Origin of the sequence: Nocardia sp. NPDC087230, from assembly GCF_044744725.1 — a bacterium.
GTDB lineage: Bacteria > Actinomycetota > Actinomycetes > Mycobacteriales > Mycobacteriaceae > Nocardia > Nocardia canadensis.
In genome coordinates, this window is the sequence record NZ_JBIUYV010000001.1 from 845,417 (window position 1) to 867,380 (window position 21,964).

Annotated in this window: 25 protein-coding genes and 1 tRNA gene; 10 read left to right on the forward strand and 16 right to left on the reverse strand. The window is 69.0% G+C overall.

What is annotated here, in order from left to right; all coding sequences use genetic code 11:
• Positions 1 to 18: 18 nt before the first annotated feature.
• The gene (locus tag ACIO52_RS03980; protein WP_402641485.1) at positions 19 to 585 is read right to left on the reverse strand and encodes a carboxymuconolactone decarboxylase family protein; all 567 of its coding nucleotides are present in this window, start codon (positions 583 to 585) and stop codon (positions 19 to 21) included.
• Between the two features lie 115 nt (positions 586 to 700).
• Between ACIO52_RS03980 and ACIO52_RS03985 the strand changes: the two genes are divergently transcribed.
• Positions 701 to 1,927, forward strand: coding sequence for an acyl-CoA dehydrogenase family protein (locus tag ACIO52_RS03985; RefSeq protein WP_402641488.1), 1,227 nt, complete (start codon positions 701 to 703; stop codon positions 1,925 to 1,927).
• Between the two features lie 43 nt (positions 1,928 to 1,970).
• The gene (locus ACIO52_RS03990; RefSeq protein ID WP_402641491.1) at positions 1,971 to 2,417 is read left to right on the forward strand and encodes a cupin domain-containing protein; all 447 of its coding nucleotides are present in this window, start codon (positions 1,971 to 1,973) and stop codon (positions 2,415 to 2,417) included.
• A gap of 115 nt (positions 2,418 to 2,532) precedes the next feature.
• Here ACIO52_RS03990 and ACIO52_RS03995 read toward each other — a convergent pair whose 3' ends face one another.
• Positions 2,533 to 3,771, reverse strand: coding sequence for a hypothetical protein (locus ACIO52_RS03995; protein WP_402641494.1), 1,239 nt, complete (start codon positions 3,769 to 3,771; stop codon positions 2,533 to 2,535).
• Between the two features lie 227 nt (positions 3,772 to 3,998).
• Between ACIO52_RS03995 and ACIO52_RS04000 the strand changes: the two genes are divergently transcribed.
• Positions 3,999 to 4,439 (forward strand): hypothetical protein, encoded by a 441-nt coding sequence (locus tag ACIO52_RS04000; protein WP_218719468.1) that lies wholly within the window; start codon positions 3,999 to 4,001, stop codon positions 4,437 to 4,439.
• Positions 4,440 to 4,484: 45 nt separating this feature from the next.
• Here ACIO52_RS04000 and ACIO52_RS04005 read toward each other — a convergent pair.
• From ACIO52_RS04005 to ACIO52_RS04015, 3 genes are all read right to left on the reverse strand, one after another.
• Positions 4,485 to 4,558 (reverse strand) — tRNA-Leu (locus ACIO52_RS04005).
• Positions 4,559 to 4,673: 115 nt separating this feature from the next.
• Positions 4,674 to 6,182: an amino acid permease gene (locus ACIO52_RS04010; protein ID WP_218719481.1), complete on the reverse strand. Its 1,509-nt coding sequence runs from the start codon at positions 6,180 to 6,182 to the stop codon at positions 4,674 to 4,676.
• Between the two features lie 48 nt (positions 6,183 to 6,230).
• On the reverse strand, positions 6,231 to 7,718 hold the full coding sequence (locus ACIO52_RS04015) for a peptide MFS transporter (RefSeq protein WP_218719482.1): 1,488 nt from the start codon (positions 7,716 to 7,718) through the stop codon (positions 6,231 to 6,233).
• Between the two features lie 163 nt (positions 7,719 to 7,881).
• Here ACIO52_RS04015 and ACIO52_RS04020 point away from each other — a divergent pair, with 163 nt between their 5' ends.
• The 3 genes from ACIO52_RS04020 to ACIO52_RS04030 all read left to right on the forward strand — a co-directional run bounded on the left by ACIO52_RS04020 (position 7,882) and on the right by ACIO52_RS04030 (position 9,387).
• Positions 7,882 to 8,328, forward strand: a complete 447-nt coding sequence (locus ACIO52_RS04020; protein WP_218719483.1) for an SRPBCC family protein — start codon at positions 7,882 to 7,884, stop codon at positions 8,326 to 8,328.
• A 27-nt stretch (positions 8,329 to 8,355) separates the two neighbouring features.
• Positions 8,356 to 8,433: an SWIM zinc finger family protein gene (locus ACIO52_RS04025; protein ID WP_218719576.1), complete on the forward strand. Its 78-nt coding sequence runs from the start codon at positions 8,356 to 8,358 to the stop codon at positions 8,431 to 8,433.
• Between the two features lie 156 nt (positions 8,434 to 8,589).
• Positions 8,590 to 9,387 carry an MHYT domain-containing protein gene (locus ACIO52_RS04030; protein ID WP_402641499.1) on the forward strand — a complete coding sequence of 266 codons (798 nt, stop codon included), beginning with the start codon at positions 8,590 to 8,592 and terminating at the stop codon, positions 9,385 to 9,387.
• Positions 9,388 to 9,393: 6 nt separating this feature from the next.
• Here the strand turns inward: ACIO52_RS04030 and ACIO52_RS04035 are convergent, their stop codons facing one another.
• The 3 genes from ACIO52_RS04035 to ACIO52_RS04045 all read right to left on the reverse strand — a co-directional run bounded on the left by ACIO52_RS04035 (position 9,394) and on the right by ACIO52_RS04045 (position 10,520).
• Positions 9,394 to 9,609 (reverse strand): hypothetical protein, encoded by a 216-nt coding sequence (locus ACIO52_RS04035; RefSeq protein WP_218719485.1) that lies wholly within the window; start codon positions 9,607 to 9,609, stop codon positions 9,394 to 9,396.
• 32 nt (positions 9,610 to 9,641) lie between these two features.
• Positions 9,642 to 9,797, reverse strand: a complete 156-nt coding sequence (locus ACIO52_RS04040) for a DUF6131 family protein (RefSeq protein WP_218719486.1) — start codon at positions 9,795 to 9,797, stop codon at positions 9,642 to 9,644.
• 123 nt (positions 9,798 to 9,920) lie between these two features.
• On the reverse strand, positions 9,921 to 10,520 hold the full coding sequence (locus tag ACIO52_RS04045) for a TetR family transcriptional regulator (protein ID WP_402641503.1): 600 nt from the start codon (positions 10,518 to 10,520) through the stop codon (positions 9,921 to 9,923).
• A gap of 172 nt (positions 10,521 to 10,692) precedes the next feature.
• Here ACIO52_RS04045 and ACIO52_RS04050 point away from each other — a divergent pair, with 172 nt between their 5' ends.
• Genes ACIO52_RS04050 through ACIO52_RS04060 form a run of 3 tightly spaced genes read left to right on the forward strand, consistent with a single transcriptional unit; the run spans position 10,693 to position 14,473 of the window.
• Positions 10,693 to 12,219 carry an LVIVD repeat-containing protein gene (locus ACIO52_RS04050; RefSeq protein WP_402641506.1) on the forward strand — a complete coding sequence of 509 codons (1,527 nt, stop codon included), beginning with the start codon at positions 10,693 to 10,695 and terminating at the stop codon, positions 12,217 to 12,219.
• A complete protein-coding gene (locus ACIO52_RS04055; protein ID WP_316576046.1) occupies positions 12,216 to 12,839 on the forward strand; it encodes a DUF305 domain-containing protein in 624 nt (207 codons plus the stop codon). The genes ACIO52_RS04050 and ACIO52_RS04055 overlap by 4 nt, the downstream gene beginning before the upstream one ends.
• A 41-nt stretch (positions 12,840 to 12,880) precedes the next feature.
• Positions 12,881 to 14,473, forward strand: a complete 1,593-nt coding sequence (locus ACIO52_RS04060; protein WP_218719490.1) for a GMC oxidoreductase — start codon at positions 12,881 to 12,883, stop codon at positions 14,471 to 14,473.
• Positions 14,474 to 14,515: 42 nt separating this feature from the next.
• On the opposite strand, the gene ACIO52_RS04065 is transcribed toward ACIO52_RS04060, so the two are convergent.
• The 8 genes from ACIO52_RS04065 to ACIO52_RS04100 all read right to left on the reverse strand — a co-directional run bounded on the left by ACIO52_RS04065 (position 14,516) and on the right by ACIO52_RS04100 (position 20,410).
• Positions 14,516 to 14,794: a hypothetical protein gene (locus ACIO52_RS04065; protein WP_218719491.1), complete on the reverse strand. Its 279-nt coding sequence runs from the start codon at positions 14,792 to 14,794 to the stop codon at positions 14,516 to 14,518.
• Positions 14,795 to 14,857: 63 nt separating this feature from the next.
• Positions 14,858 to 15,589 (reverse strand): GntR family transcriptional regulator, encoded by a 732-nt coding sequence (locus ACIO52_RS04070; protein WP_316576043.1) that lies wholly within the window; start codon positions 15,587 to 15,589, stop codon positions 14,858 to 14,860.
• Positions 15,590 to 15,751: 162 nt separating this feature from the next.
• Positions 15,752 to 16,126, reverse strand: a complete 375-nt coding sequence (locus tag ACIO52_RS04075) for an SHOCT domain-containing protein (RefSeq protein WP_218719493.1) — start codon at positions 16,124 to 16,126, stop codon at positions 15,752 to 15,754.
• A gap of 183 nt (positions 16,127 to 16,309) precedes the next feature.
• A complete protein-coding gene (locus ACIO52_RS04080; RefSeq protein WP_218719494.1) occupies positions 16,310 to 17,617 on the reverse strand; it encodes a serine hydrolase in 1,308 nt (435 codons plus the stop codon).
• An 87-nt stretch (positions 17,618 to 17,704) separates the two neighbouring features.
• A complete protein-coding gene (locus ACIO52_RS04085; protein WP_255588074.1) occupies positions 17,705 to 18,220 on the reverse strand; it encodes a hypothetical protein in 516 nt (171 codons plus the stop codon).
• A 171-nt stretch (positions 18,221 to 18,391) separates the two neighbouring features.
• Complete coding sequence (locus ACIO52_RS04090) at positions 18,392 to 19,015, reverse strand: DUF305 domain-containing protein (RefSeq protein ID WP_402641513.1); 624 nt, start codon at positions 19,013 to 19,015, stop codon at positions 18,392 to 18,394.
• Positions 19,016 to 19,087: 72 nt separating this feature from the next.
• Positions 19,088 to 19,768, reverse strand: coding sequence for a hypothetical protein (locus ACIO52_RS04095; RefSeq protein WP_316576042.1), 681 nt, complete (start codon positions 19,766 to 19,768; stop codon positions 19,088 to 19,090).
• 63 nt (positions 19,769 to 19,831) lie between these two features.
• Positions 19,832 to 20,410: a hypothetical protein gene (locus ACIO52_RS04100; protein WP_218719497.1), complete on the reverse strand. Its 579-nt coding sequence runs from the start codon at positions 20,408 to 20,410 to the stop codon at positions 19,832 to 19,834.
• Positions 20,411 to 20,810: 400 nt separating this feature from the next.
• On the opposite strand from ACIO52_RS04100, the gene ACIO52_RS04105 reads away from it, so the two are divergent.
• Positions 20,811 to 21,959 (forward strand): methyltransferase, encoded by a 1,149-nt coding sequence (locus ACIO52_RS04105; RefSeq protein WP_218719498.1) that lies wholly within the window; start codon positions 20,811 to 20,813, stop codon positions 21,957 to 21,959.
• The last annotated feature ends 5 nt before the right edge of the window (positions 21,960 to 21,964 follow it).

A 21,964-nucleotide genomic window follows, 5' to 3' on the forward strand; every position in this document is an offset into this window, starting at 1 on the left:
ATCACCGGCCGGGGCCGATCACCCGCGCTTGTCCGCGAGGTGGGCGACGCGCGGCTCCGGCATCGCGCACACCATGCCGTCGGCCATGCCAGTCGGCTGCACCCCGAGGCCCTGGTTGAGCCGCGCCCGCTGATTCTCCCACGCGATGGTCGCGGCCAGCTCGGTCAGCTGGGCCTTGGACAGGTGGGTGAGCAGGGTGGTGCGCAGCTCCTCGAGGTCGACCGCCGGCGTCGCCGTCATCGCCTCGGCGAACGCGATGACCAGCTTCTCCAGCTCGGTGTAGGCGTCGCTGGTCCGGTAGCGGGGCAGCTCGGTGATCTGTTCCCGCGTCAGTCCGGAAGTGTGCGCCAGCGCCGACCCGATGTCGAGGCAGAACTGGCAGGCGACCAGTCCCGCCGTCTTGAGCTCGGCGAGTTCTTTGAGCCGGGGATCGAGCTTGTTGCTGAAGAGCAAGGCCGTCTCATAGGCCATGGTCGCCGCCCCGATCTGCGGCCGGTGTCCCAGCCATCCGGCCAGATCGCCGCGATGACGTCGCGCCTGTCCGATCACGGTCGCGTATCCCCTGATCCGTTCGACCACTCGCATCGTTCACACCCCTTCGTGTCGACGATTCCCCTGCCTCCGAACCTACGCCCCCGAGTCGACTAGAACGTGTTCTATATTCGAGTCAAAGTTCCGGCTATCCCTCGGGAGTCCAGAGATGTACCAGTGGTCCGACGAAGACCTGATGTTCCGCGACGCCGTGCGCGGGTTCATCGCCAAGGAGATCACCCCGCACGTCGACCAGCTGGAGAGCGGCGCGCTGCCGCCGTTCGACATCATCCGCAAGCTCTACGCCACCTTCGGGCTGGACGAGATGGCGCGCGAGGGGCTGGAGAAGGCGCTCGCCCGTGAGGAGTCCGGCACCACCGGTTCGGGCAAGTCGGGCGGCGGTTTCAGCGGCGCGGGCAGCATGGGCGTCATCCTCAACAGCGAGCTGGCCGGGGTCAGCCTGGGCCTGGTGGCGTCCATGGGGGTGAGCCTCGGCCTCACCGCGGGCACCATCCGCAGCCGCGGCACCCTCGCGCAGAAGAAGCGCTGGCTGCCCGAGCTGGTCACCATGGCCAAGGTCGGCGCCTGGGCCATCACCGAGCCGGACTCGGGCTCCGACGCCTTCGGCGGGATGAAATCCTATGTCCGCCGCGACGGCGCGGACTACATCCTCAACGGCCGCAAGACGTTCATCACCAACGGCCCGTACGCCGACGTCACCGTCGTCTACGCCAAGCTGGACGAAGGCGACGGCACCGACCGCCGCGACCGCAAGGTGCTCGCGTTCGTGCTGGACAAGGACATGCCCGGCTTCGTGCAGAGCCCGCCGTTCAAGAAGATGGGCATGAACTCCTCGCCCACCGGCGAACTGTTCTTCGAGAACGTCCGCATCACCCCCGACCGGCTGCTCGGCGAAACCGAGAACCCCGCCAAGGGCGACGGAAAGGACAGTGCCAAGGAGTCTTTCGCGGCCGAACGCATCGGCATCGCGTCGCTGGCACTGGGCATCATCAACGAATGTCACCGCCTGTGCGTCGATTACGCCAAGTCGCGCACGCTGTGGGGCAAGGAGATCGCGCAGTTCCAGCTCATCCAGCTCAAGCTGGCCGAGATGGAGATCGCGCGAATCAATGTGCAGAACATGGTCTTCAACGCCATCGAGCGCACCGCCGCCGGTGACAAGGTGACCCTCGCCGAAGCCTCGGCGATGAAGCTCTACTCCTCGCGCGCCGCCACCGAGGTGGCGATGGAGGCCGTGCAGCTGTTCGGCGGCAACGGCTACATGGCCGAGTACAAGGTCGAGCAGCTCGCCCGCGACGCCAAGTCGCTGATGATCTACGCGGGCAGCAACGAAATCCAGGTCACCCACATCGCGAAGGGGCTGGTCGCGGGGTAGAAACAGCGGGTCGGTCCGGTGGTCGCGCTCGTATACTACGAAGATGCGAAACCACCGGAATGCCCTCGCCGGCGCCGTGGTCGCCACCGCGATCGTCGCTCTCGCGCCCTCGACGTCGGCCACCCCGCCCTCGGGCCTGACTGTCGAACAACTGACCGAGGTCGATGTGAGCGGATTCGGTCCGTTCGCCGAACTGCCGAGCGTGTTCACCTTCCGGCGTATCACCATCGCGCCGGGCGGCACCCTCGGCTGGCACTATCACGACGGCACTGTGCTGGCCCTCGTGACCAGGGGCGAGGTGACGCGCTACGAGTCGGACTGCGTGCCGACGACGTACGCGGCGGGTCAGGGGCTGTCCGAGACCGTCGGCCCCGACCATGTCCACGTCGGCCGCAATCTCGGGACCGGGCCCGCCGAGCTGTACGTCGCCTACATCAACCGGGCGAACGAACCGCTCTTCGTCGACGCCGCGGCGCCGGACTGCGCGTAGCCGCGGGCCGAAACGGCCTCCGTAGACGCGGCGACCGGTCGACGCTCCAGCCCGTCCGCCGATTTCGCCGCGACCGTCGAAATGGCTCGCCCGCCCGACTGGCTACCAGGCGATTTCAGGCGAGGCAGGCGTCGGCGCCGCCGGCGGAGAACGTCTCGGCGCTGCAATAGGCGGCGTGCGGGTAATACGGACCCATCGTGATGGCCGGGTCGCTGCCGGAGTCCTGGGAGGCCTGGACCGAGTCCGGGTAGAACGCCGCGCTCGGGGTCATGTTCCGCAGGAACAGCACCTTGTCCACGTCGGTGCTGCCCCACGCAATCGTGGTGACGGTCGGCGGGAGGTTCGCCGGCAGGTCCGCGGGGGCGGCGAGAACGTAGGTGTAGTAGCCGGACGCGTCGAGCGCGGTCTGGAAGTCGGCGGCGCAGGCGACGACGGGGTAGGGGGTGCGCAGGTCGTTCTGGCACATCGACCAGTACCGCAGTTGGGTCGGCGCGGTCGGTGACTGCCCGGCCCGGGTATCCGGAAACGTCGGGGCTTTGCCGCGCACCACCAGCAGGCGGCCCGGCTGATAGCTGACGCGGGTCCCGACGTACTTGTTGTCACCGTTCGGGAACAGCCCGGCGGTGCTGGCCGGATTGCCGAAGGTGGCCTCCGGGGCGCCTCCGGGGAAGGCGCCGGAGGCGGCCGCGGCGATCCCCTGATCGAAGGCCGCTTTCGCGGCGTCGGCGACGGGGCCGGTGTAGCCGGCCGGGTCGAAGGGCTGCGCGCACGGCTGCGCCGGAACCTCGCTGCCCGCCAGGGTGAGTTTCACCTCCGGCAGCGGCACACCACCACTGAGTGAGGCCGGGTCGGTCGGCACGTAGACCCGGACGATGACGAACCCGATCGGGGCGCGCTGCCCACTCGCGACCGCCTGGATCTCGTTGCGGCTGTGGTCGGCCGGGCCATTGACCAGCTTGGCGTGCCACCGCTGCTGCGCCGTGGGCAGCGTGGCGGCGGAGGCGTCGGTGTACGGGTTCCCGCTACCCGGATCCGGCGCGATCTGGTTGTCGCGCAACGTGTCCACGGTGTCGAGATTCGTCCCGTAGGTGTTCAGCGAGAAGTACCGCGCGGCCGGATAGGTCCCCGACAACTCGATCGAGTCACCCGGTCCCAGCGCGTACGGCATCAGCCAGTACGTCGAGTTCGCATCGGGGAAAGCCACATTCAACACGGTGTCGTTCGACATGAACCGCCACGCGCACAACGCCGAGTCCGGCGGCCCCGCCACGGCCGACCCGCCGAACCCCACCGCGGCCAGCACGGTCGCCACCACACATCCGACACGAACGATCAAAGCCACAACCGACTGCATGACGATCCCTTCGCTGCGCTCGAACTGCCGAACTGCCGAAGAATCCGCCCGTCCACGTCACCGTGGTCGGCCCGCGACCAACATAGACCACCCCATGCCGGCGATCGGCCACCGGTTGTTCGTGGGGAGAGCGGGCGGTAGCCTTCGGGCGGGGGATTCGGGCAATCGGCGTGCGCTGTGAATGCCGTTCTCGCCTGCCATTTCACTTGTCACACGGGGGTTTTCGAATGTCTCAGACCAATGCGATGCGGGCGGGTGTGCCATCGCCGTACGCGAACGAGCCCGCGGTTCGGCGGGTGACCCGCCTTGCCGGATTCGCTGGAATCGCGCTGGGTGTCGTGCTGGTGGCCTGCGCTGCCGGGCTCGTGGTGGCCGGGCTGGTCGATACCCGATACCTGATCGTCGTCTGCGTGGTCGCGCTGTTGCCCGGCATCCCCGGCCTCAGCCTGCTCGCGGCGTCGCGGCGGATTCTGCGGGGTGAGATCAACGGAACGACCAGGGCGATCACGATGTTGGTCACCATCAGTGGCCTCGTTCTGCTGGCAACGGTGGGCGCCCTCATCGAAGGGCCCTGGCCCGCGAAGATTCTGATGGTCGCGCTCACCATCGGCACGTTCACGACCGCCGCCTTCGTCAATCGCGCCGATCGCGCGTTGAAGGGCCGATAGCGCGGGCTCGGTGGGGCGACAGGGCGTCCACCAGCCCCGATGGAGTGCCCCCACTGGGACTCGAACCCAGACTGCGCGGATTTTAAGTCCGCTGCCTCTGCCAATTGGGCTATAGGGGCGTCCGGGACAGCCTAGCGACTCGTACGGGTGTACCGGAATCGTGTCGGTAGACAAGGTCGGCCCGGCGTGTCGTCGATGACAGCGCCGAACCGACCTTATCGCCGATGGGGCTGGTCAGCCGGTCGGCGGGCGATTACCGAGGACGGAGTGGCGGCGGCCGTAAGCGAAGTAGACGGCGAAGCCGAGGACCATCCAGACGATGAAACGCAGCCAGGTCTCCACCGAGAGGTTGACCATCAGCCACAGGCACGACAGCACCGCCAGGATGGGGATCAGCGGGACCAGCGGGACGCGGAAGCCGCGGGGCAGGTCGGGGCGGGTGCGGCGCAGCACGATCACGCCGACCGAGACCAGTACGAAGGCGAACAGGGTGCCGATGTTCACCATTTCCTCGAGCGTGCCGAAATCGACGAAGCCGGCCAGCACGCAGCAGACGATGCCGACGATGACGGTCAGCCGGACCGGCGTGCCACGCGAACCGGTGTGGGCCAGCCAGCGCGGCAGCAGTCCGTCGCGCGACATCGCGAACAGCACGCGGGTCTGGCCGAGGAACAGCACCATCACGACGGTGGTCAGACCGGCCAGCGCGCCGATGGAGATGACGTTCTTGGCCCAGTCGACGCCGTGGATGGCGAAGGCGGTGGCCAGCGTGGCGTTCTCGCCCGCCAGATCGGTGTAGGGCACCATGCCGGTGAGCACCAGCGACACCGCCACGTAGAGCACGGTCACGATGAGCAGCGAGCCCAGGATGCCGCGCGGCACCGCCTTCTGCGGGTTCTTGGTCTCCTCGGCGGCGGTGGCGACGACGTCGAAACCGATGAACGCGAAGAACACCAGGCTGGCCGCGGCGAGCAGGCCGTACCAGCCGAAGGTGCTGTTGCCCGCGCCGGTGAGGAACGAGAACAGCGACTGGTGCAGGCCGCCGGCGCCCTCTTCGGTGGGCTGCGACGGCGGGATGTAGGGGCTCAGGTTGGACGCCTTGAAATAGGTGATGCCCAGGACCAGCACCAGCGCGATGACGGCGAGCTTGATCGCGACCGCGATCGCCGACACCCGCGAGGACACCTTGGTGCCGACGGCCAGCAGCACGCCGAGCACCGCGATCAGCGTGACCGCACCCCAGTCGAAGGTGATCGACCCGAGTTGCACGGTGGCGGACTCGAATCCGAAGACGGTGCCCAGATATTGCGACCAGCCCTTGGCGACCACCGACGCGGCGAGCGCGAATTCCAGAATGAGGTCCCAGCCGATGATCCAGGCCACCAATTCACCGAAGGTCGCGTACGAATAGGTGTAGGCGCTGCCGGCGACCGGCACGGTCGAGGCGAATTCGGCGTAACAGAACGCGGTCAGGCCACACGCGATGGCGGCGAACACGAACGCCAGCGAGACCGACGGCCCGGCCACATTGCCCGCCGTGCGCGCGGTCAGCGTGAAGATACCGGCGCCGACCACCACGGCGACACCGAAGATCGTCAGATCCCAGGCCGTCAGGTCCTTGCGGAGTTTGGAATCGGGCTCGTCGGTGTCGAGGATCGATTGCTCGACCGACTTGGTGCGGAACAATCCGCTCTGTCGGCCGGTTGGTCGGCCTGCCTCTGGCGTGGCGTCCGGTGTCGGCACGGTCTTCTCCTTCTGTGCGAACGTCTTCGGGGGATACCCGCAGGCAGGTCAGTGCACGCCCTGCATATGGCGCTTGATCCACGGCGCGAACCCGGCCACCACGAGACCGGCCACGATGGCCGCGGCACCGCTGATGCCGAAGTACGCGGCCTCGTTGTCGGGGTTGTAGTAGCGGGCCAGGGTGCCCGCCATGGACGTGCCGATACCGACCGAGAAGAAGTACAGGGCCATCATCTGCGAGCGGTACGCGGCGGGGGCGAGATGGGTGGTCACCGCGAGACCGATCGGCGAGAGCAGCAGCTCGGAGACGGCGAAGCCACCGAGGATCGCGAACACCGCCAGCACCGGGACGGTCTTGTCCTCGAAGCCGCTCAGCAGCGCGAACATCCAGAAGGCGATGCCCATGCCGATGACGCCGAGCGCGAACTTGATCGGAGTGCTCGGCGCCCGGTTGCCCAGCTTGGTCCACATCAGCGCGAACAGCGGCGAGAGCGCGATGATCCACACCGGCTCCACCGAGCCGATCCAGCTGGCCGGCGCCTCCCAGCCGAAGATGTGCCAGTCGATGCGCTCGTCGGAGTACACCGCGAGCATGGTGAACATCTGCTGGAACAGCGACCAGAACACGGCGTTGGCGATGAACAGCGGAATGAACGCGCGTACCCTCGTGCGCTCGACCGGGGTCACCTTGGCGCTGGTGAGCAGCACGGCGAAGTAGACGATCGAGGCGACCACGATGACGCCGGTGGTGACATCGGACAGATTGTCCAGGGTGAGCAACCCGGCCAGTACCGCCACCAGCACCGCGACCGCGGCGACGGCGACGCCGATGAGCACCGGGTTGAGCTCGCGGCGGGTGAGCGGATTGGGCACATCGCGGCCGTGCGTGCCGAGGTTGCGCCGGAACACCACGTACTGGGTCAGGCCCAGGGCCATGCCGACCGCGGCGGCGGCGAAACCGGCGTGGAAGCCCCATTCGCGCTGCAGCAGACCGGTCAGCAGCGGGCCGGTGAAGGCGCCGAGATTGATGCCGAGATAGAAGAGGGTGAAGCCGCCGTCGACGCGCGCGTCGCTCGGCGAGTACAGCGTGCCGAGCAGCGATGAGGCGTTCGCCTTCAGCGCGCCGCTGCCGAACGCGACCAGCACCAGGCCGACCCCGACCCCGGCCAGCCCGGGCAGCACGGCCAGCGCGATGTGGCCCGCCATGACCACGACGCCACCGTAGAAGACGGTGCGTTCCATGCCCAGCACCCGGTCGGCAATCCAGCCGCCGAGCACGGTGGACAGATACACCAGGCCGCCATAGGCGCCGACGATGCCGAGCGCCGTGCTCTGGTCCAGGCCGAGGCCGCCCTCGGTGGTGGAGTAGTAGAGGTAATACCCCAGGATCGTGAGCATGCCGTAGAAGGAGAAACGCTCCCACAGCTCGACACCGAACAGATTGGTGAGTCCGATCGGGTGGCCGAACAGGGTACGTTCGGCGGCCTCGTCGGCGGGGCCGGGCGGGTCGCCGAGCCGCGTTTCTTCGGTGGACATAGGGGAACGATCCCATGTCCGAACGGTGTACAGCAATTTTCCCGCATCATGGCGGGTTCGGCGCGCCGCACCGTCTCGGGTGGGTGTTCTCACCGCGCGACGGGCCCGCGCGCGAATTACCCTTGGAGTGGCCGGATTCCCGCGACGGACGAGGAAATCAGACATGCTGACTGCCGAGGTGACCGTGCCGGTCGACCCTACGGCGGCCTTCGCGACCTTGGCCGACGGCTGGCTGTACGCGAGCTGGGTGGTCGGCGCCTCGCATATCGGCCGGGTCGATCCCGAGTGGCCGGCCGTCGGCAGCCGCATCCAGTACCGATTCGGGCTCTGGCCGGTGCTGATCAGCGACACCACGGTGGTCCGCGCCGTGGATCCGCCGCATCGGCTGGAGCTGGAGGCGCGGCTGTGGTCGGTCGGGTCGGCCTGGATCCGGCTGACCCTGACCGAGGCGTCGCCGGGGTGCACCACCATCCGGATGACCGAGCGCGCGTCGAGCGGTCCCGCGCAGCTGATTCCGGGGGTGGCGCAGGATCTGGTGTTCGCCGCGCGTAATCAGGAGTCGCTGGATCGGCTGGCGGATTTGATCCGGGCACGGGCGCAGAACTCCTGAGCACAGGGTCGCGACCGGTCGGTTCGAATTGAATGCCCCTATTTCCAGGGGCGCGGTTTTCGATGTTCGCACATTGCTGGCTCCGAATCGACAATGGCGAAATAGAATGTGCTGGAACAGAATTCGAATCACGAATATCGAACTGTCGTTATCGCCGGAATTGTCGGGCCGAGTGGTCTAGTCTCTAGCCATCGCGCATGCGGAAAATGATCGACCCCGGGGGACAACGTGCTGCAGATCGAGCACTTCAACAATGGCTGGATGAATCCGGTTCTCGCGTTCAGTTTGTCGTTCATCGGCTCGGTATTGGGGTTGCGCTGCGCGGTGCACGCGAAAACCTCGACCACGCCGATCGGGTGGTTGATCGCCGCGGCGGTCGCGATCGGCGGGGCCGCGATCTGGGTCATGCATTTCACGGCCATGCTCGGCTTCAGCATCGATGGCGCGCCGATTCGCTACGACGTGCCGACCACCTTGCTCAGCGCGGTCATCTCGATCGGCGTCGTGCTGATCGGGCTGACCATCGTCATCCGGGGGCGGCGGGAATGGCTCACCCTGCCGCTGGGCGGTGCGGTCACGGGCTTCGGCGTGGCCGCCATGCACTACCTGGGGATGCGGGCGATGCGCAGCGGAGCCGTCATCGCCTATCGGCCGCCGCTGGTGGCGCTCTCGATCGTCATCGCGGTGGTCGCGGCGACGACGGCGCTGTGGTTCATGCTGCATGTGCGCGGTCTGGTCCGGACGGCGGGCGCGGCGCTGGTCATGGGCATCGCCGTGTGCGGCATGCACTACACCGCGATGGCCGCGATGAGCGCGCACCACAGCGGCGCCGAGCGGCCGGTCGGTGGGGTGGCGCCGGTGCAGTTGCTGTTGCCGTTGATCGCGAGCGTCTCGCTGGTGGTCACCGGACTGGTGATCGTGGTCGGGTTGGCCGAACTGGAGAACAATGCCGAGGACCGGGCGCGGCCGGAACCGGTGCGCGCGACGAGCGGAGTCGTGCGCAGCACCGATCCGGCCACGTTGTCCCACAGTGGCAGGCAATGGCCCCGTCAGGGCTGAGCCTGCTTACTGGCTGGGCTGGGGCAGGGCGCAGTCGTCGACCTTGGGGTTGACGCCCGCGTAGTTCAACGGCCCGGCCAGCACCGTCACCGCGATGGTGCCCAGGGTCGCGCAGTTCTGCTCACGATCGGTGAAGTAGCCACGCTGAGCCGCGGCTACGACGCCGATCACCAGCCACACCAGCACCAGGATCGAAACTATTCGGGGCAGATTCGCCGACATGTTGTTCCTCCTCGAGAAGGGTCCGGCGGGGATCAGTAGTAGTGACGCCTGCCGCCGACCGGGCGGCCGACGCTGCCGGCCAGGGCGAGGACGACGCCGACCACCAGCAGGACGACACCCACGGTGGACAGCAGGGAAATGCCGAAAACGAGTCCGGCGATGAGGAGTACTGCGCCTAGAAGAATCATTGGAGCTCACCTGTTCGGTACGGGTACTACGTCGTGACGTGCCGGATCGCACGTCACAGGGGGCGTATGCCCCGTTCTGCCGATCGGAAACAGGTATCGGTTGCGCGGGAACGGATCTGCGGGTCAGTGGGTGGGCGGCGGGGTGGTGCCGCGCCGGGCGGCCGACTCGTTGTCGGCGGTCATCCGGTAGACGGTGCGTTCGAGGGTCGGCAGAATGCCGGTGATCGGCAGGGTGCCCGCGGCGAATCGCCCGATCAGGGCCAGTGCCATATTGCCCAGGATCAGGCCCAGGTCGTCGAGGTAGCCGGGGTCGAGATCGCGCAGGGCGATCTCGGCAACCGGCAGGACCGCGGTCAGGCCCTGGGTATCGAGGCGTTCGCCGCCGGGGCCGGTGCGGGCGTGGTGGTAGGCCTCGAGCATCTTGGGGTTGCGCTCCCAGGGCTCGAAGACGGTGCGCAGCACGCGGATCAGGCTGTCGCGCACGGATTCGTCGGGCGTCGGCGGGGTCACGTCGGCGTAGGCGTTGGTCGCCATCCACTGCTCCAGCGCGGCGATGATCAACTCGTCCCTGGTCCGGAAGAGCCGGTAGATCTTGGCCAGCGAGACGTGGGCCTCGGCGGCGACGGCGCGTAGCTGCACGGCCTCGTAGCCCTCGGTGTTCAGCAGACCCAGCACCACCGCGATGATCTTCGCCGATGCGTCCGATTCCGTTCCGCTGCTCACGGGTGAAATGGTAGCGTCGCCCAGCGGTAACTCAGTTACCGCTGGATGAGGTCGGTGCACGCCTCGTCCGCACGACGCGATACCCGACCACTCCCGAGCCCCGGCGCCGCTGTCGCCGCGGGCTCGCTGGACACAGGAAGGCGGCCCCGTTCGCGGGGCCGACGACAACTCCATGACTCGTTTGTTCCCCCGTGCGGCCCGCCGCTGCGGTCTCGTCGCGGTGGCGATGCTGCTGCTGCCGCTCGGCGCCGCCGCCCCGACGGCGACCGGTGCACCCACCCGCCAGACCGCCTGCCTGCCCGGCTCCCTGCCCGAGACCGGCTTGCAGGGCGACGTCCCCGCCGGCGACCGCGACAGCGGCCGATCCCGCGACGGATTCCGCTGCAATATGCGGCTGCTCGGCAGTTCGCCGGGCCGCGGCGGCGGCATCACCTCGGTCACCTTCGACCACTGCGCCTACATCGGCACGTTCTTCCCCGGCAATCTGCTCGGCCCGGACGAGGGGGTGCGGGTGCTCGATATCGCCGACCCGTCCGCGCCGGTCCACACCACCACCCTCACCGAGCCGGCGATGCTGGCCGGAACCTGGGAAAGCCTCAAGGTCAATGCCGCGCGCAAACTCCTTGTCGGCGCGGGTGTTCCGGCGTTGACCGGGGCCGGCCTGCTCTCGGTCTACGACATCTCCGACTGCGCGCACCCCCGGCTGCTCAATCCGGGACCCGGTACCGATCTCGCCCTGCCGGTGCCGATCACGGCGCACGAGGGCGGCTTCTCCCCGGACGGCCGGACCTACTGGGCCTCGGGAACGGCGCCGGGCCTGCTCAGCGCGGTCGACCTCACCGACCCCGCGAATCCCCGAGTCCTCTGGCAGGGCCTGCCGGGTCTGTCCATGCACGGGTTCGGCTTCTCGCCCGACGGCAACCGCATGTACCTGGCGAACAACATGGGTGGCCTGAAGATCCTCGATGTCGCCGCCGTCCAGCGCCGCGACCCGCGACCGCACGTCGCCGAACTCGCCGATCTGCCCTGGACCGACGGCTGGGCCACCCAGCACGCCGTCCCGGTGACCTATCAGGGCACGCCCTACGTGTTCGCCGTCGACGAGGCGGGCTCGGGCGGGGTCAAGCTCATCGACGTCTCCGACGAGCGCGATCCCCGGATCGCGCGCTCGATCAAGCTCGCGATCAATCTGCCCGAGAACCAGGACAGCATGCTCGCCTCGGCCTCGGGTGGTTCGCTGTTCGCCTACGACGCGCACTACTGCGCGGCCGACCGCCCGGCGGACCCGACCGCGCTGGCGTGCAGCTGGACCTCCTCCGGTATCCGGGTCTTCGACGTGCGCGACCCGGCCGCCATCCGGGAGATCGGCTACTTCAACCCGCCCGCCCGCACCGGCGCGAACAGCGAGCTGTGGAACTCCCCGCACGCGCTCGCCTCGATCATCGGTCCGCCGCTGCTGGCGACGCCGACCGTCGCGCAGGCGGTGTTGCAGGGCGCCTTCGATCCCGAACAGGCGCTCAGCGCGCGCACCGGCACCCTGGCCTTCGGTGATCTGTCGACCGACTGGTGCTTCTCGCCGCCGGAATGGCGCGGCAACCAACTGTGGACCACCTGCGCGGACAACGGATTCCTCGCCCTGGAACTGGCCCCCGAGGTCTACACCCCACCCGCGGGGCAGACCTCGACGACCGGATCATGATCGGGCACAGGGGAATCCGGGCGGGCGCGCTGGCCTGCGGTGCGGTGCTGCTGCTCGCGATGGGTGCGGCACTGCGCCCACTGCTGCCCGCGCCCGCCGCGTCGCCGGTGCTCACCGCGACCGAGATCGGTTTCGTCCAGGACATGGTCGCCCACCACAGCCAGGCGCTCGTCCTGGTCCAGCGCCTCGATCGGGGTGTCGATCCCGCGGTCCTCGTGCTGGCCGGACAGATCGCCGACACCCAGCGCACCGAACTGGGCATGCTGCTCGGCTGGCTGCGGCTGGCGGGCGCGCCGGTCGCGGGCGCCGACCCGATGGCCTGGATGCGGCCGCCCGGCGCGCATCGGCACGCCGGTACCGCTGCCGCGCACCACGACTCGGTGATGCCGGGCATGGCGACCGCCGGCGAACTGGACGAACTCGCCGCCGCGACCGGTTCGCGGGCCGAGGTGCTGTTCCTGCGGCTCATGCGGCGCCACCACTACGGCGGCATCGAGATGGCCGCCACCGCCGACGCGCTGCTCGACGGCGGCGAGGTCGAGCGCGCCGCCCGCGACATGATCACCGGCCAGGGTCGCGAGGCCGGACTGCTCGGCCTGCTGCTCGACCGTCGCGCGTGAGCGGACACCCGAAAATCCCTACCCCGATGAAGGTTTGCCGAATGTCGAAGTTCTCCCGCCGTACCCTGCTGACCGGTGCGGCCGCCGCGGGTCTGACCCTGGCCGCCGCGGGCACCGCCGGGGCGCGGCCCGTCGCCGCCCGCACCGGCGCCATCCCGCTCACCACCGAGGACCGCCGGGTCGTCGTGATCGGCTCGGGCTTCGGCGGCGGGGTGACCGCGCTGCGCCTGGCCGAAGCGGGCGTCCCGGTCCTGCTGCTCGAGCGCGGCAGGCGCTGGGCGACGGGCCCGAACTCCCAGACGTTCCCACTGGCCACCCGCCCGGACAAGCGGATGCTCTGGTACCGCTCCGATCCGATGGTGTTCGGCCGACCGCTGGTGTTCGAGCCGTATGCCGGTCTGCTGGAAGCGGTTCCGGGCGCCGGGATGACCGCGCTGTGCGCCGCCGGACTCGGCGGCGGTTCCCTGATCTACCAGGGCATGTCGCTGCAACCCGCGCGCGAGGTGTTCGAGACGCACTTCCCGGCGGGACTGGACTGGGGCCGGATGGACCAGGTCCACTATCCCCGGGTGGCCCGCATGCTCGGGCTCGCCACCGCCCCGGACGAGTTGGTCGCCCATGAGAACTACGCCGCCGCGAGAATCTTCGCCGACCGCGTGCGTGGCGCGGGCCTGCCGCTGTCGAAGATCCCGATGCCGATCGACTGGAACTACGCCCTCGCCGAACTGCGTGGGGAGATGACGCCGTCCTATACCAACGGCGACGGCGCGCTCGGTGTGAACAACGGCGGCAAACACTCCGTCGACGTCACCTATGTCGCCGCGGCGGAAGCGACCGGCCTGGTCGAGGTACGCACCCTGCACGAGGTGACCGGGATCGAGCGCGCCGCCGACGGGCGCTGGGTGGTGCGCGTCGACCGGGTCGACACCGCGGGCACCGTACTGGAGAACAAGGTCATCACCACCGGCGCGCTGGTGCTGGCGGCGGGCAGCCTCAACACCACCCGGATGCTCGTGCGGGCCCAGGCGCTGGGCCACATCCCCGATCTGCCCGACGAGCTCGGCCGGGGCTGGGGGACCAATGCCGACCGGATCTACGTGTGGCGCGACGGATCGGCGGGATTCGGTGCGGCACAGGGTGGTCCGGTGGTCTACGGCAGCAAGAACTGGGACGACCCGCGGGCCGCCTTCACCGTCATCCAGGCGTCGATCCCGTCGCTGCCGGTCGACCCGGGCGCCACCATGCTGGTCGGCTACGGCGTCAGTTCCGGGCGGGGCGAGTTCGGCTACGACGCGGGCGCCGATACCGCGACCCTGCGCTGGCCCGGCGACGGTGACCGGGCGATCCAGGACGGTCACATCGATCCGGCGGTGCGGCGCATCGCGGGCCCGGGCAGCACGCTCATCGACACCAACGCCCTGTTCCCCTCGACCTGGCATCCCCTCGGCGGGGCGAATATGGGCGCGGTCTGCGATCTCGACGGTCGCGTCCTCGGGCAGCGTGGGCTCTACGTTCTCGACGGGGCGCTCATGCCGGGCAATACCGCGGCGTGCAATCCGTCGATGACCATCGCCGCGGTCGCCGAGCGCGCGCTGGAGAATCTGGTCCGCACCGACGTGGGCACGCTGATCTGAGCGGGGATCGGCGCGCCACCGAGGTGGCGCGCCGACCGTCGATCAGCCCGCGGAACCGGGGAGCACCGCGGAGCCCGTCGAGGGCGGACGCGGTCCGGCCGAGCCGAGGTCGGCGTCGAAGGAACCGGTGCCGCTGCCGAAGTCGGCGTCGACCGAGCCCATCGAACTTCCTGTCGGCGGACCGATTTCGACCGAGCCCGAGGGCCACAGGTCCCAATCGAGACCGCCGGCGGCGTTGGCGGTGCCGCCCGCACCGAGCAGGGTTCCCGCGGCGAGCACGGCCAGCAGGCCCGCCCGGGTGGTGGACTTACGAATGGACATGGGGTGATACCTCCGAGCACTTCGCTGTGATAGCGCTCATACAGTATCTGAAATATGACAGTTTCATACCTGTGATCGACGGCCGACTTCCATCTGCACGCGATAGCGGTCGGCGCGATACCAGCTGTGGGTGTGCTCGATCGGCACCTCCGCGCTGAACGACACCCGGTCGAAATGCAGGACGGGAGCGCCCTTCTTGACGCCGAGCAGCATCGCGACGCCGGACTCGGCGCCCTGGGCGTCGACGGTCTGTTCGGCCCTCTCGATCGGCCTGCCGTAGCGATCGGCGGTCGTCCGGTAGATCGAACCGGTGAGGTCGTGCGAGATCAGGCCGGGCAGCAGCTCGGGGTTGAACCAGGCGTCGTCGACGCTCACCGGCTCCTCGTCGGCCAGCCGCAGCCTGCGCACGTGGTAGGCGTCCGTGTCCGGCGGCAGCCGCAGCGCGCGGGCGGTGGCCTCCGGCGGCACCGCTTCCTCGGCGACCAGCACCAGGGTGGTCGGCTGATGTCCGAGCGCGCGCATCTCCTCGGTGAACGAGGCCAGATGCAGCCGCGACTGCACCGGCCGGTGCGCGACGAAGGTGCCCTTGCCACGCACCCGGACCAGATAGCCCTCGTTGACCAGCTGCCCGATCGCCTCGCGTACGGTGATCCGGCTGACGCCGTAATCCTGCATGAGGTTGCGTTCGCTGGTCATCAGATCGCCCGGCTGTAGCTCGCGCGTGCATTTCTGCAGCAGGATCGCGCGCAGCTGTTCGTGTTTGGGCACTGCGCTGTCGCGCAGCGGTGCGGGCATGAAGGTGGCTCCTTCGGTGAGGGTGCACCGGTCCCTACTGGTCCTGTCCGGTGTGTTCGAGAATACGCGACGGCGACCCCTCGGCCCAGGGAATTCTCCTCCGGAACGCCGAAAGCCCCGCTGACCGAGGGTATCGGTGCGGGGCTGCGGTGGAACGGGTGATCAGGACAGCGCTTTGGCCTTGAGCTGTTCGTATTCGGCCTGGGTGATCGAGCCTTCGTCGAGCAGCCGCTTGGCGTCGGCGATCTGCGCCGCGGGATTGGTGCCCGCGGTCTCCTTGATGTAGGAATCCTGCGCCTGCTGGATCTTCGCGGCCTCGGCGTTCGAGCGCTCGGCCATGCCCTGACCGCGCACGATCAGGTACACCAGCGCGGTGAGGAACGGGAAGATGAGCAAGCAGACGATCCAGATCGCCTTCACCCAGCCCGAGGTCTTGTGATCGCGGAAGAGGTCTCCGATGATCATGAAGAGCATGAGCAGGTAGGCGACGAACGCGAAGCTCACAATGATGAGCCAGATGACTTCCCAGAATGACATGGCACACCTCGAGGGGGAGAGGGATCGATCGTCTGTTGTGGGGCGATCGATTGAAGCACGCTTCTTGCTGGAAAATTGCCGGTCGTCGGGTGTTTCGTTGACCCTGTTCAGGGTGGGTACCAGTCAGCGTACGCGTCAGGACCCGGACGGCACAGGTGGCGGCGCGTCGCCGCCACCCGCGGGTCAGCGGATGCCGGGGGTGGCCGGGTTGTTGCCGACGCAGCCGAGGACGACGCAACCGGGCGGCCAGTCGGAGAACGGCGGCTTCGGGGTCTCGCCCAGGCAGTCGAGGAAACTGCACCCCGGGTAGGCGTAGGGACCGATCCCGAAGGTGCCCAGCAGCGCGTCGGGACGCGCGATCATCGGATCGGTGACGCTCACGTCCGGGCGTTCCCGGTACGGTCCGGGATCGGGGAGTTGCTGGTCGACGAAGGCCGAGACCAGCGTGCGCATCACATTGTGGGTGTAGGTGGACGAGGCACCCGGCGTCGCGACGCCGGTCCAGTTCAGCATCAGGCCCAGGCTGGGCACGATGTAGCTGTCGTTGCGCAGCATGCCCGACATCTTCACCGCGTCCAGCGGCAGGCCGGGGAATTCGAGGACGCACGGCGCGCCGTTGATCACGAACAGGAAGCCGTAGCAGGGCATGCTCGCCGAGGGTGACAGCGCCGCGCGCATGTAGTCGTCCGAGATCACCTGCTGATCGTTCCAGCGACCCCGATTGCCCACGAGCAGGCCGAGTTTGGCGAAGTCGTCCGGTGGCAGGATCAGATGCGCGTGGCCGTAGGTGTTCCCGGCGCGGTCGCGGGCCCAGAAGTAGTCGCCGCGGGCGATGCCCAACGGGTCGAACAGTTTTCGCTGCGCGAAGCTCTGGAAGTCCTCGCCGACGGACTGCCCGATGACGTAGACCAGCAGGTCCACCGCGCGCTGGCTGTAGCGGAACATGGTGCCCTGCGGGCGCTCGATCGGCATCGCCAGCGCCTGGGCGACGACGTTCGGATCCAGTGCGGCCAGCCCGGTCGCGCCCTCGGCGGCGACGGCGACCTCCATCCCGGAGGACTCGGTGAGCAGGTTGCGCACGGTGATCGACCGGTGCGCCTCGTCGCCGAGACCCGCGGGCAGATAGCGCCCGATCGGCTCGTCGATGTCCAGCCTGCCCTCGTCCACGGCCAGCCCCGCGACCAGCGCGACCACGCTCTTGGTCCCGCTCCACAGATTCCAGGCCACGCCGCCGGATTCGGCATTGCGCGGCCCCGTGGCGACCAGGCAGTTGTTCCGGTACAGCTGGATGTTGAACCGGGTGGTGTCGATCGCCAGATTCATGGCGTCGGCGAGCCGCGCGGGGTCGAAGGCGGCCTCGGCGGGCGTCGCGGTCTGCGGCGTGCGCCCCGAGCTGACCTCACACTGCTTGGCGGTCACCGGTTCGGCCTGCGCCACCGTGGGCAGCAGTGCACCCGACGTCAGCGTCAGCGCCGTAACCGCCGCTGCCACAACATGTTTCAGATAGCTGCGCACTCCACCCTCCAGAAAGAGATTCCGGAGGTGAATCGTGAACAGTCACGTTCTTGTTACGGGTGCTCAGTTTCCGTACGGCTTGCACACGTCGATCGCGGTGTCCTTGGCGGCGTTGAACGTGTCGATCACGCCGTTGAGTTCGTCGGTCGGCGCGCGGCGCTCGAGCGTGTCGGCGAGGGTATTGGTGTTGTCGCGGTAGGAGCGCAGCGGCGTGGCCAGGGTCGAGATCACGTCGTTGGTGATCTTGCGGCCCAGGTCCTTGGCGTTGTTGCGCAGCGTGGTGACCGCGTCGTTGGCCTTGGCGTCGGTGTCGGCCGCCCTGGTGTTGCTGGCGTCGATATAGGCGTTGAACGCGGTCACCGAGCTCTTGTTGGCCGCGCGCAGGCCGTCGCAGGCCGCGTCGTTGGCCTTGGCCACCCGCGCCGCCGACGAGGCGGCGACCTCGGAAGTGTAAGAGGCGAGGTCGGTCTGGTTGGCCTGCGCGTCGCCGGGCACCTGCTTGGTGCAGGCGACCAGGACCAGGCCGGTCGCCACGGCCACGAGCGCCGTGCCGACCCCCATTCGTTCCCGTTGTCTCATGTCTCCCTCTCCTCCCTCGGGACCGTCGGCCCGCGGATTGCGCCGGAGCCGAACATATCGACCGTACTGGCTGGAGGCGGGTGACGTCAGCTCGCGGTGGCGATTTCGATGACCAACCGAGACGTCGACCGGTCGCGGCGCCGGGACCGGCTGCCCCGGCGCCGCTCCCGCTCAGCTCTGGCCGAGCATGCCGCGCATGGTGGCGATCTCGGCCTGCTGATCGGCCACGATCGCCGTCGCCAGCTGCCGCGATTCCGGGTTGACGCCGCCGGCGAGCTCGGTCTGGGCCATGGCGACCGCGCCCTCGTGGTGGTCGATCATCATCTCCAGCCACTGCTTGTCGAAATCGGCGCCCTGGGCGGATTGCAGCGCGCTCATCTGCGCGTCGGTCATCATGCCGGGCATGGCGTGCCCGTCGTGGCCGCCGCTCGCGCTGGGCGCCGGCTTGCCGAAGCCGGCCAGCAAACCGGTGATCTGCTGCATCTCCGGCGCCTGAGCCTTCTCCACCTGCGCGGCCAAGGCGATCAGCTGCGCGTTCTGGGTGTGCGTCGGCACCATCTTCGCCATGTCGACGGCCTGCGCGTGGTGCGGGTACATCATCTGCAGGAAGGTGACGTCGGCATCGTTGAAGTCGGTGCGGGCAGCGGCCGACGGCGCGGCCGAGCTGGTGGTGCTCGTCGCGGAGTGGGTGTCGTGCGTGGCCGTGTCGTTGTCGTCGCTACAGCCCGCGGCGAGCAGCAGGGCGCTCGCGGCGGTGACGGCGAGAACGGTGGCGCGGGTACGGCTGATGGACATGGTGATCCTCCTGGGGATTCGATGTGGATGTGATTCGGTCCCGCCACCGGCGAAGCCGGGGCGGTGGACCTGTCAGATCCGCAGAATCGCCAGTTGGGACAGGGTCAGGACGGTCCACGGCGGCGGGCGCTCGCGCCTGCCCCGCCAGGGCCGGGCGGCGGCGCCGCCACCGGTCGAGTCGTCGTCGGTGAGCCGGTAGAGCAGGACCAGGGTCAGGGCGGCGGCGAGCGCGGCCAAGACGAAGACACAGCCGTGGATACCCGCGCGCTCGTCGCACCCCGATGCCCCGCAGCCGGATCCCATCGCGTGCTTGTCGTCGCCGGGGCGGGCGATGTGGGTGGCGTCGGACCCTGCGGCGGCGGCCGCGAGCCGGCTGTCGCCGGGGGGTGCGATGTCGGTGTCCGTGAGCTGGTCCTCGCCGGGGAAAGCGAGGTGCGCGGCGGCGTCGACTGAGCCGGTGGCGGCGAGTGGGTCGTCGCTGGGGAGGGCGGCCGCGAGCAGGCCGTGGTTCGGCGGGCCGTCGGCGAGACCGGAGGTCGTGGTGTTCGCGCTGTCGCTCGGTGCCGGAGCGGCGTGCCTCACCGCGGCGGTGTCGAGCGTGGCCGGGAGGGCATGCGACTCGGACGCGGTGTCGTGGGCGTGGGCGGTGCCGAAGACCGCCGAGTGCATGGCGACGATTCCGGCCAGCAGCGCCAACACCGCGAGCACCCTGGCGATGCCGGGTGCGCGCACGCGCGAATGCTGGTCGGTCACGACGCCCAGTCTAACCAGCGCGATCGGGGGACCCGGAATACCCGCACACGGTAGGGGTAGCGGCTACGGGCTCGCGATGTCGACGACCAGGCGCGGCGGGTCGGTCAGCGTGGTGACCGCGAACGCGGGCGCGTCGGCGTCGACACCGATGAACGACTGGGTGGTGCCCTCGTACACGATCTTCTTGTAGACGCCGGTGATGTTCGGGACGTTCGGGTCGGTCACCGGGTCGGGCCCGGCGAAGGGCGGCACCGGGGAATCGAACGGATAGGCCGATCCGAGAATGCGCACCTCGAGAATCGAGCGACCGGCCACATCGACGGTCTTGCCGCTGCCGTCCTGAACCGCGCGATCGGTGTACTCGACCTGCCAGCCGGGGGTGCCGGTGCCGCCGAGCTCGAAGACCACCCGGTCGAAGCCGGGCTGCTTGCCGATCCTGATGTCGGTCACGGTCAGGGCCGCGCCCGCCGAGGCCGCGCCGGACTTGGGGGCGTTGTCGCTGGGCGCCGCGCCGGTGGCATCGGCGAAGGTGCTGGTGGTGCTCGTCGGAGGTGGCGTAGCCGCCGGCGCGTCGTCGGTGCCGCAGCCGGGCAGTGTCAGCGCGGCGAGGGCGACCAATCCGAACACGAGAGCGTTACGCATGAGGCTGATGGTACGCAGGGCAGGCGCCGTGACGAGGGCACGAACGTGGGTGTGTTCGGGCTACGGTGAGTTTGCTGGAGTGCCGAACCGCGCGCGGAGCGGCCCGATCGCCGCTGGTGCCGTGCTCGGCCCGCGGTGGCGACGGATTCGCCCGCCCGCCCGGCCGCCGTCACCGCGATGTTCGGGGCCGGTCTCTGTTCGTTCATCTGGCCGAAACATTGGGGAACAACGGGATTCGTGAGATCGGCCGGCTCGCGCCGGTCTGCAAGGGTGTCGCAAATCGGCGGAAGCTGTTCGTGCCCATCGGAATACCCACTCCCATTACGCACTGTGAGCAAGGCCACCGGCGGATATCAGGGCCGGATGTGACGGTGGGGCAACGATCTAGCACACTTGTCGCGTGGACAGAGTCGAGGACGTATTCACCCGGCTGCGCCGGTATCCGGACGTGGAGGCGCCGAACCTCTATGCCGTCGACGCCGCCGACCGTTTGCTCCTCGACACCGCGTCCGAGGCCCTGACGGCGGTGGGTAGCGGCGAGGTTGCGGTGATCGGCGACGCCTACGGCGCACTCACCATCGGCGCGGCCACCCGCCACGACCTCACCGGTGTGCGGGTGCATCAGGACCTGCTCACCGGGGAACTCGCGCTCGCGGGCAACGCCAAGAACCTCGGCCTGACCGACCGCTACACCGCGCACGGCCTCGACGCCGAGTTGCTGACCGGTGCGCGGGTGGTGCTGATGCGCCTGCCCCGGATGCTGTCGGGGCTGGCCGAGATCGCCGAGGCCGTCGCCAGGTACGCCGCGCCGGAGGTCGTCGTGTTCGCGGGCGGCCGCGACAAGTACCTCACCCCGGCCATGAACGAGGTGTTCGCCGAATCCTTCGGGCAGGTGCGCGCGGGCCGGGGCAGGCAGAAGTCCCGGGTGCTGGTCGTCGCGGAGCCGAAGCCGGTCGGCGAGTCGCGGTTCCCGGTGGCCGAGCGCATCGCCGAGATCGACGGTGACGTGCTCGCCTACGGCGCCGCCTTCTCCGGGCCCCGCCTCGATATCGGCACCCGCTTCCTGCTCGAGCATCTGGACCGGATGAAGCCCGACGCGCGCGAGGCCATCGACCTCGGTTGCGGCACCGGCATCCTCGCGGTGGCGCTGGCCAAGTCGCGGCCGCACCTGCGGGTCGTCGGTACCGATCAGTCCGCCGCGGCGGTCGCCTCGGCCCGGGCGACCGCGGCCGCCAACGGTGTCGCCGACCGGGTGACGGTGGTGCGCGACGACGCCATGTCCTCTGCCGCCGACAACAGCGCCGACCTGGTGCTGTGCAATCCGCCGTTCCACGTCGGCGCGGCCGTGCACACCGGCTCGGCGATCAAGATGTTCGCCGAGACCGGCCGGGTGCTGCGGCCGGGCGGGGAGCTGTGGACGGTCTACAACTCGCACCTGAACTATCGCGGCGTGGTCGAGCGGATGGTCGGGCACACCGATGTGATCGGCCGGAACCAGAAGTTCACGGTGACGCGGTCCGTTCGTGGTCTGCGCGACGTACAACGATAGAGCCG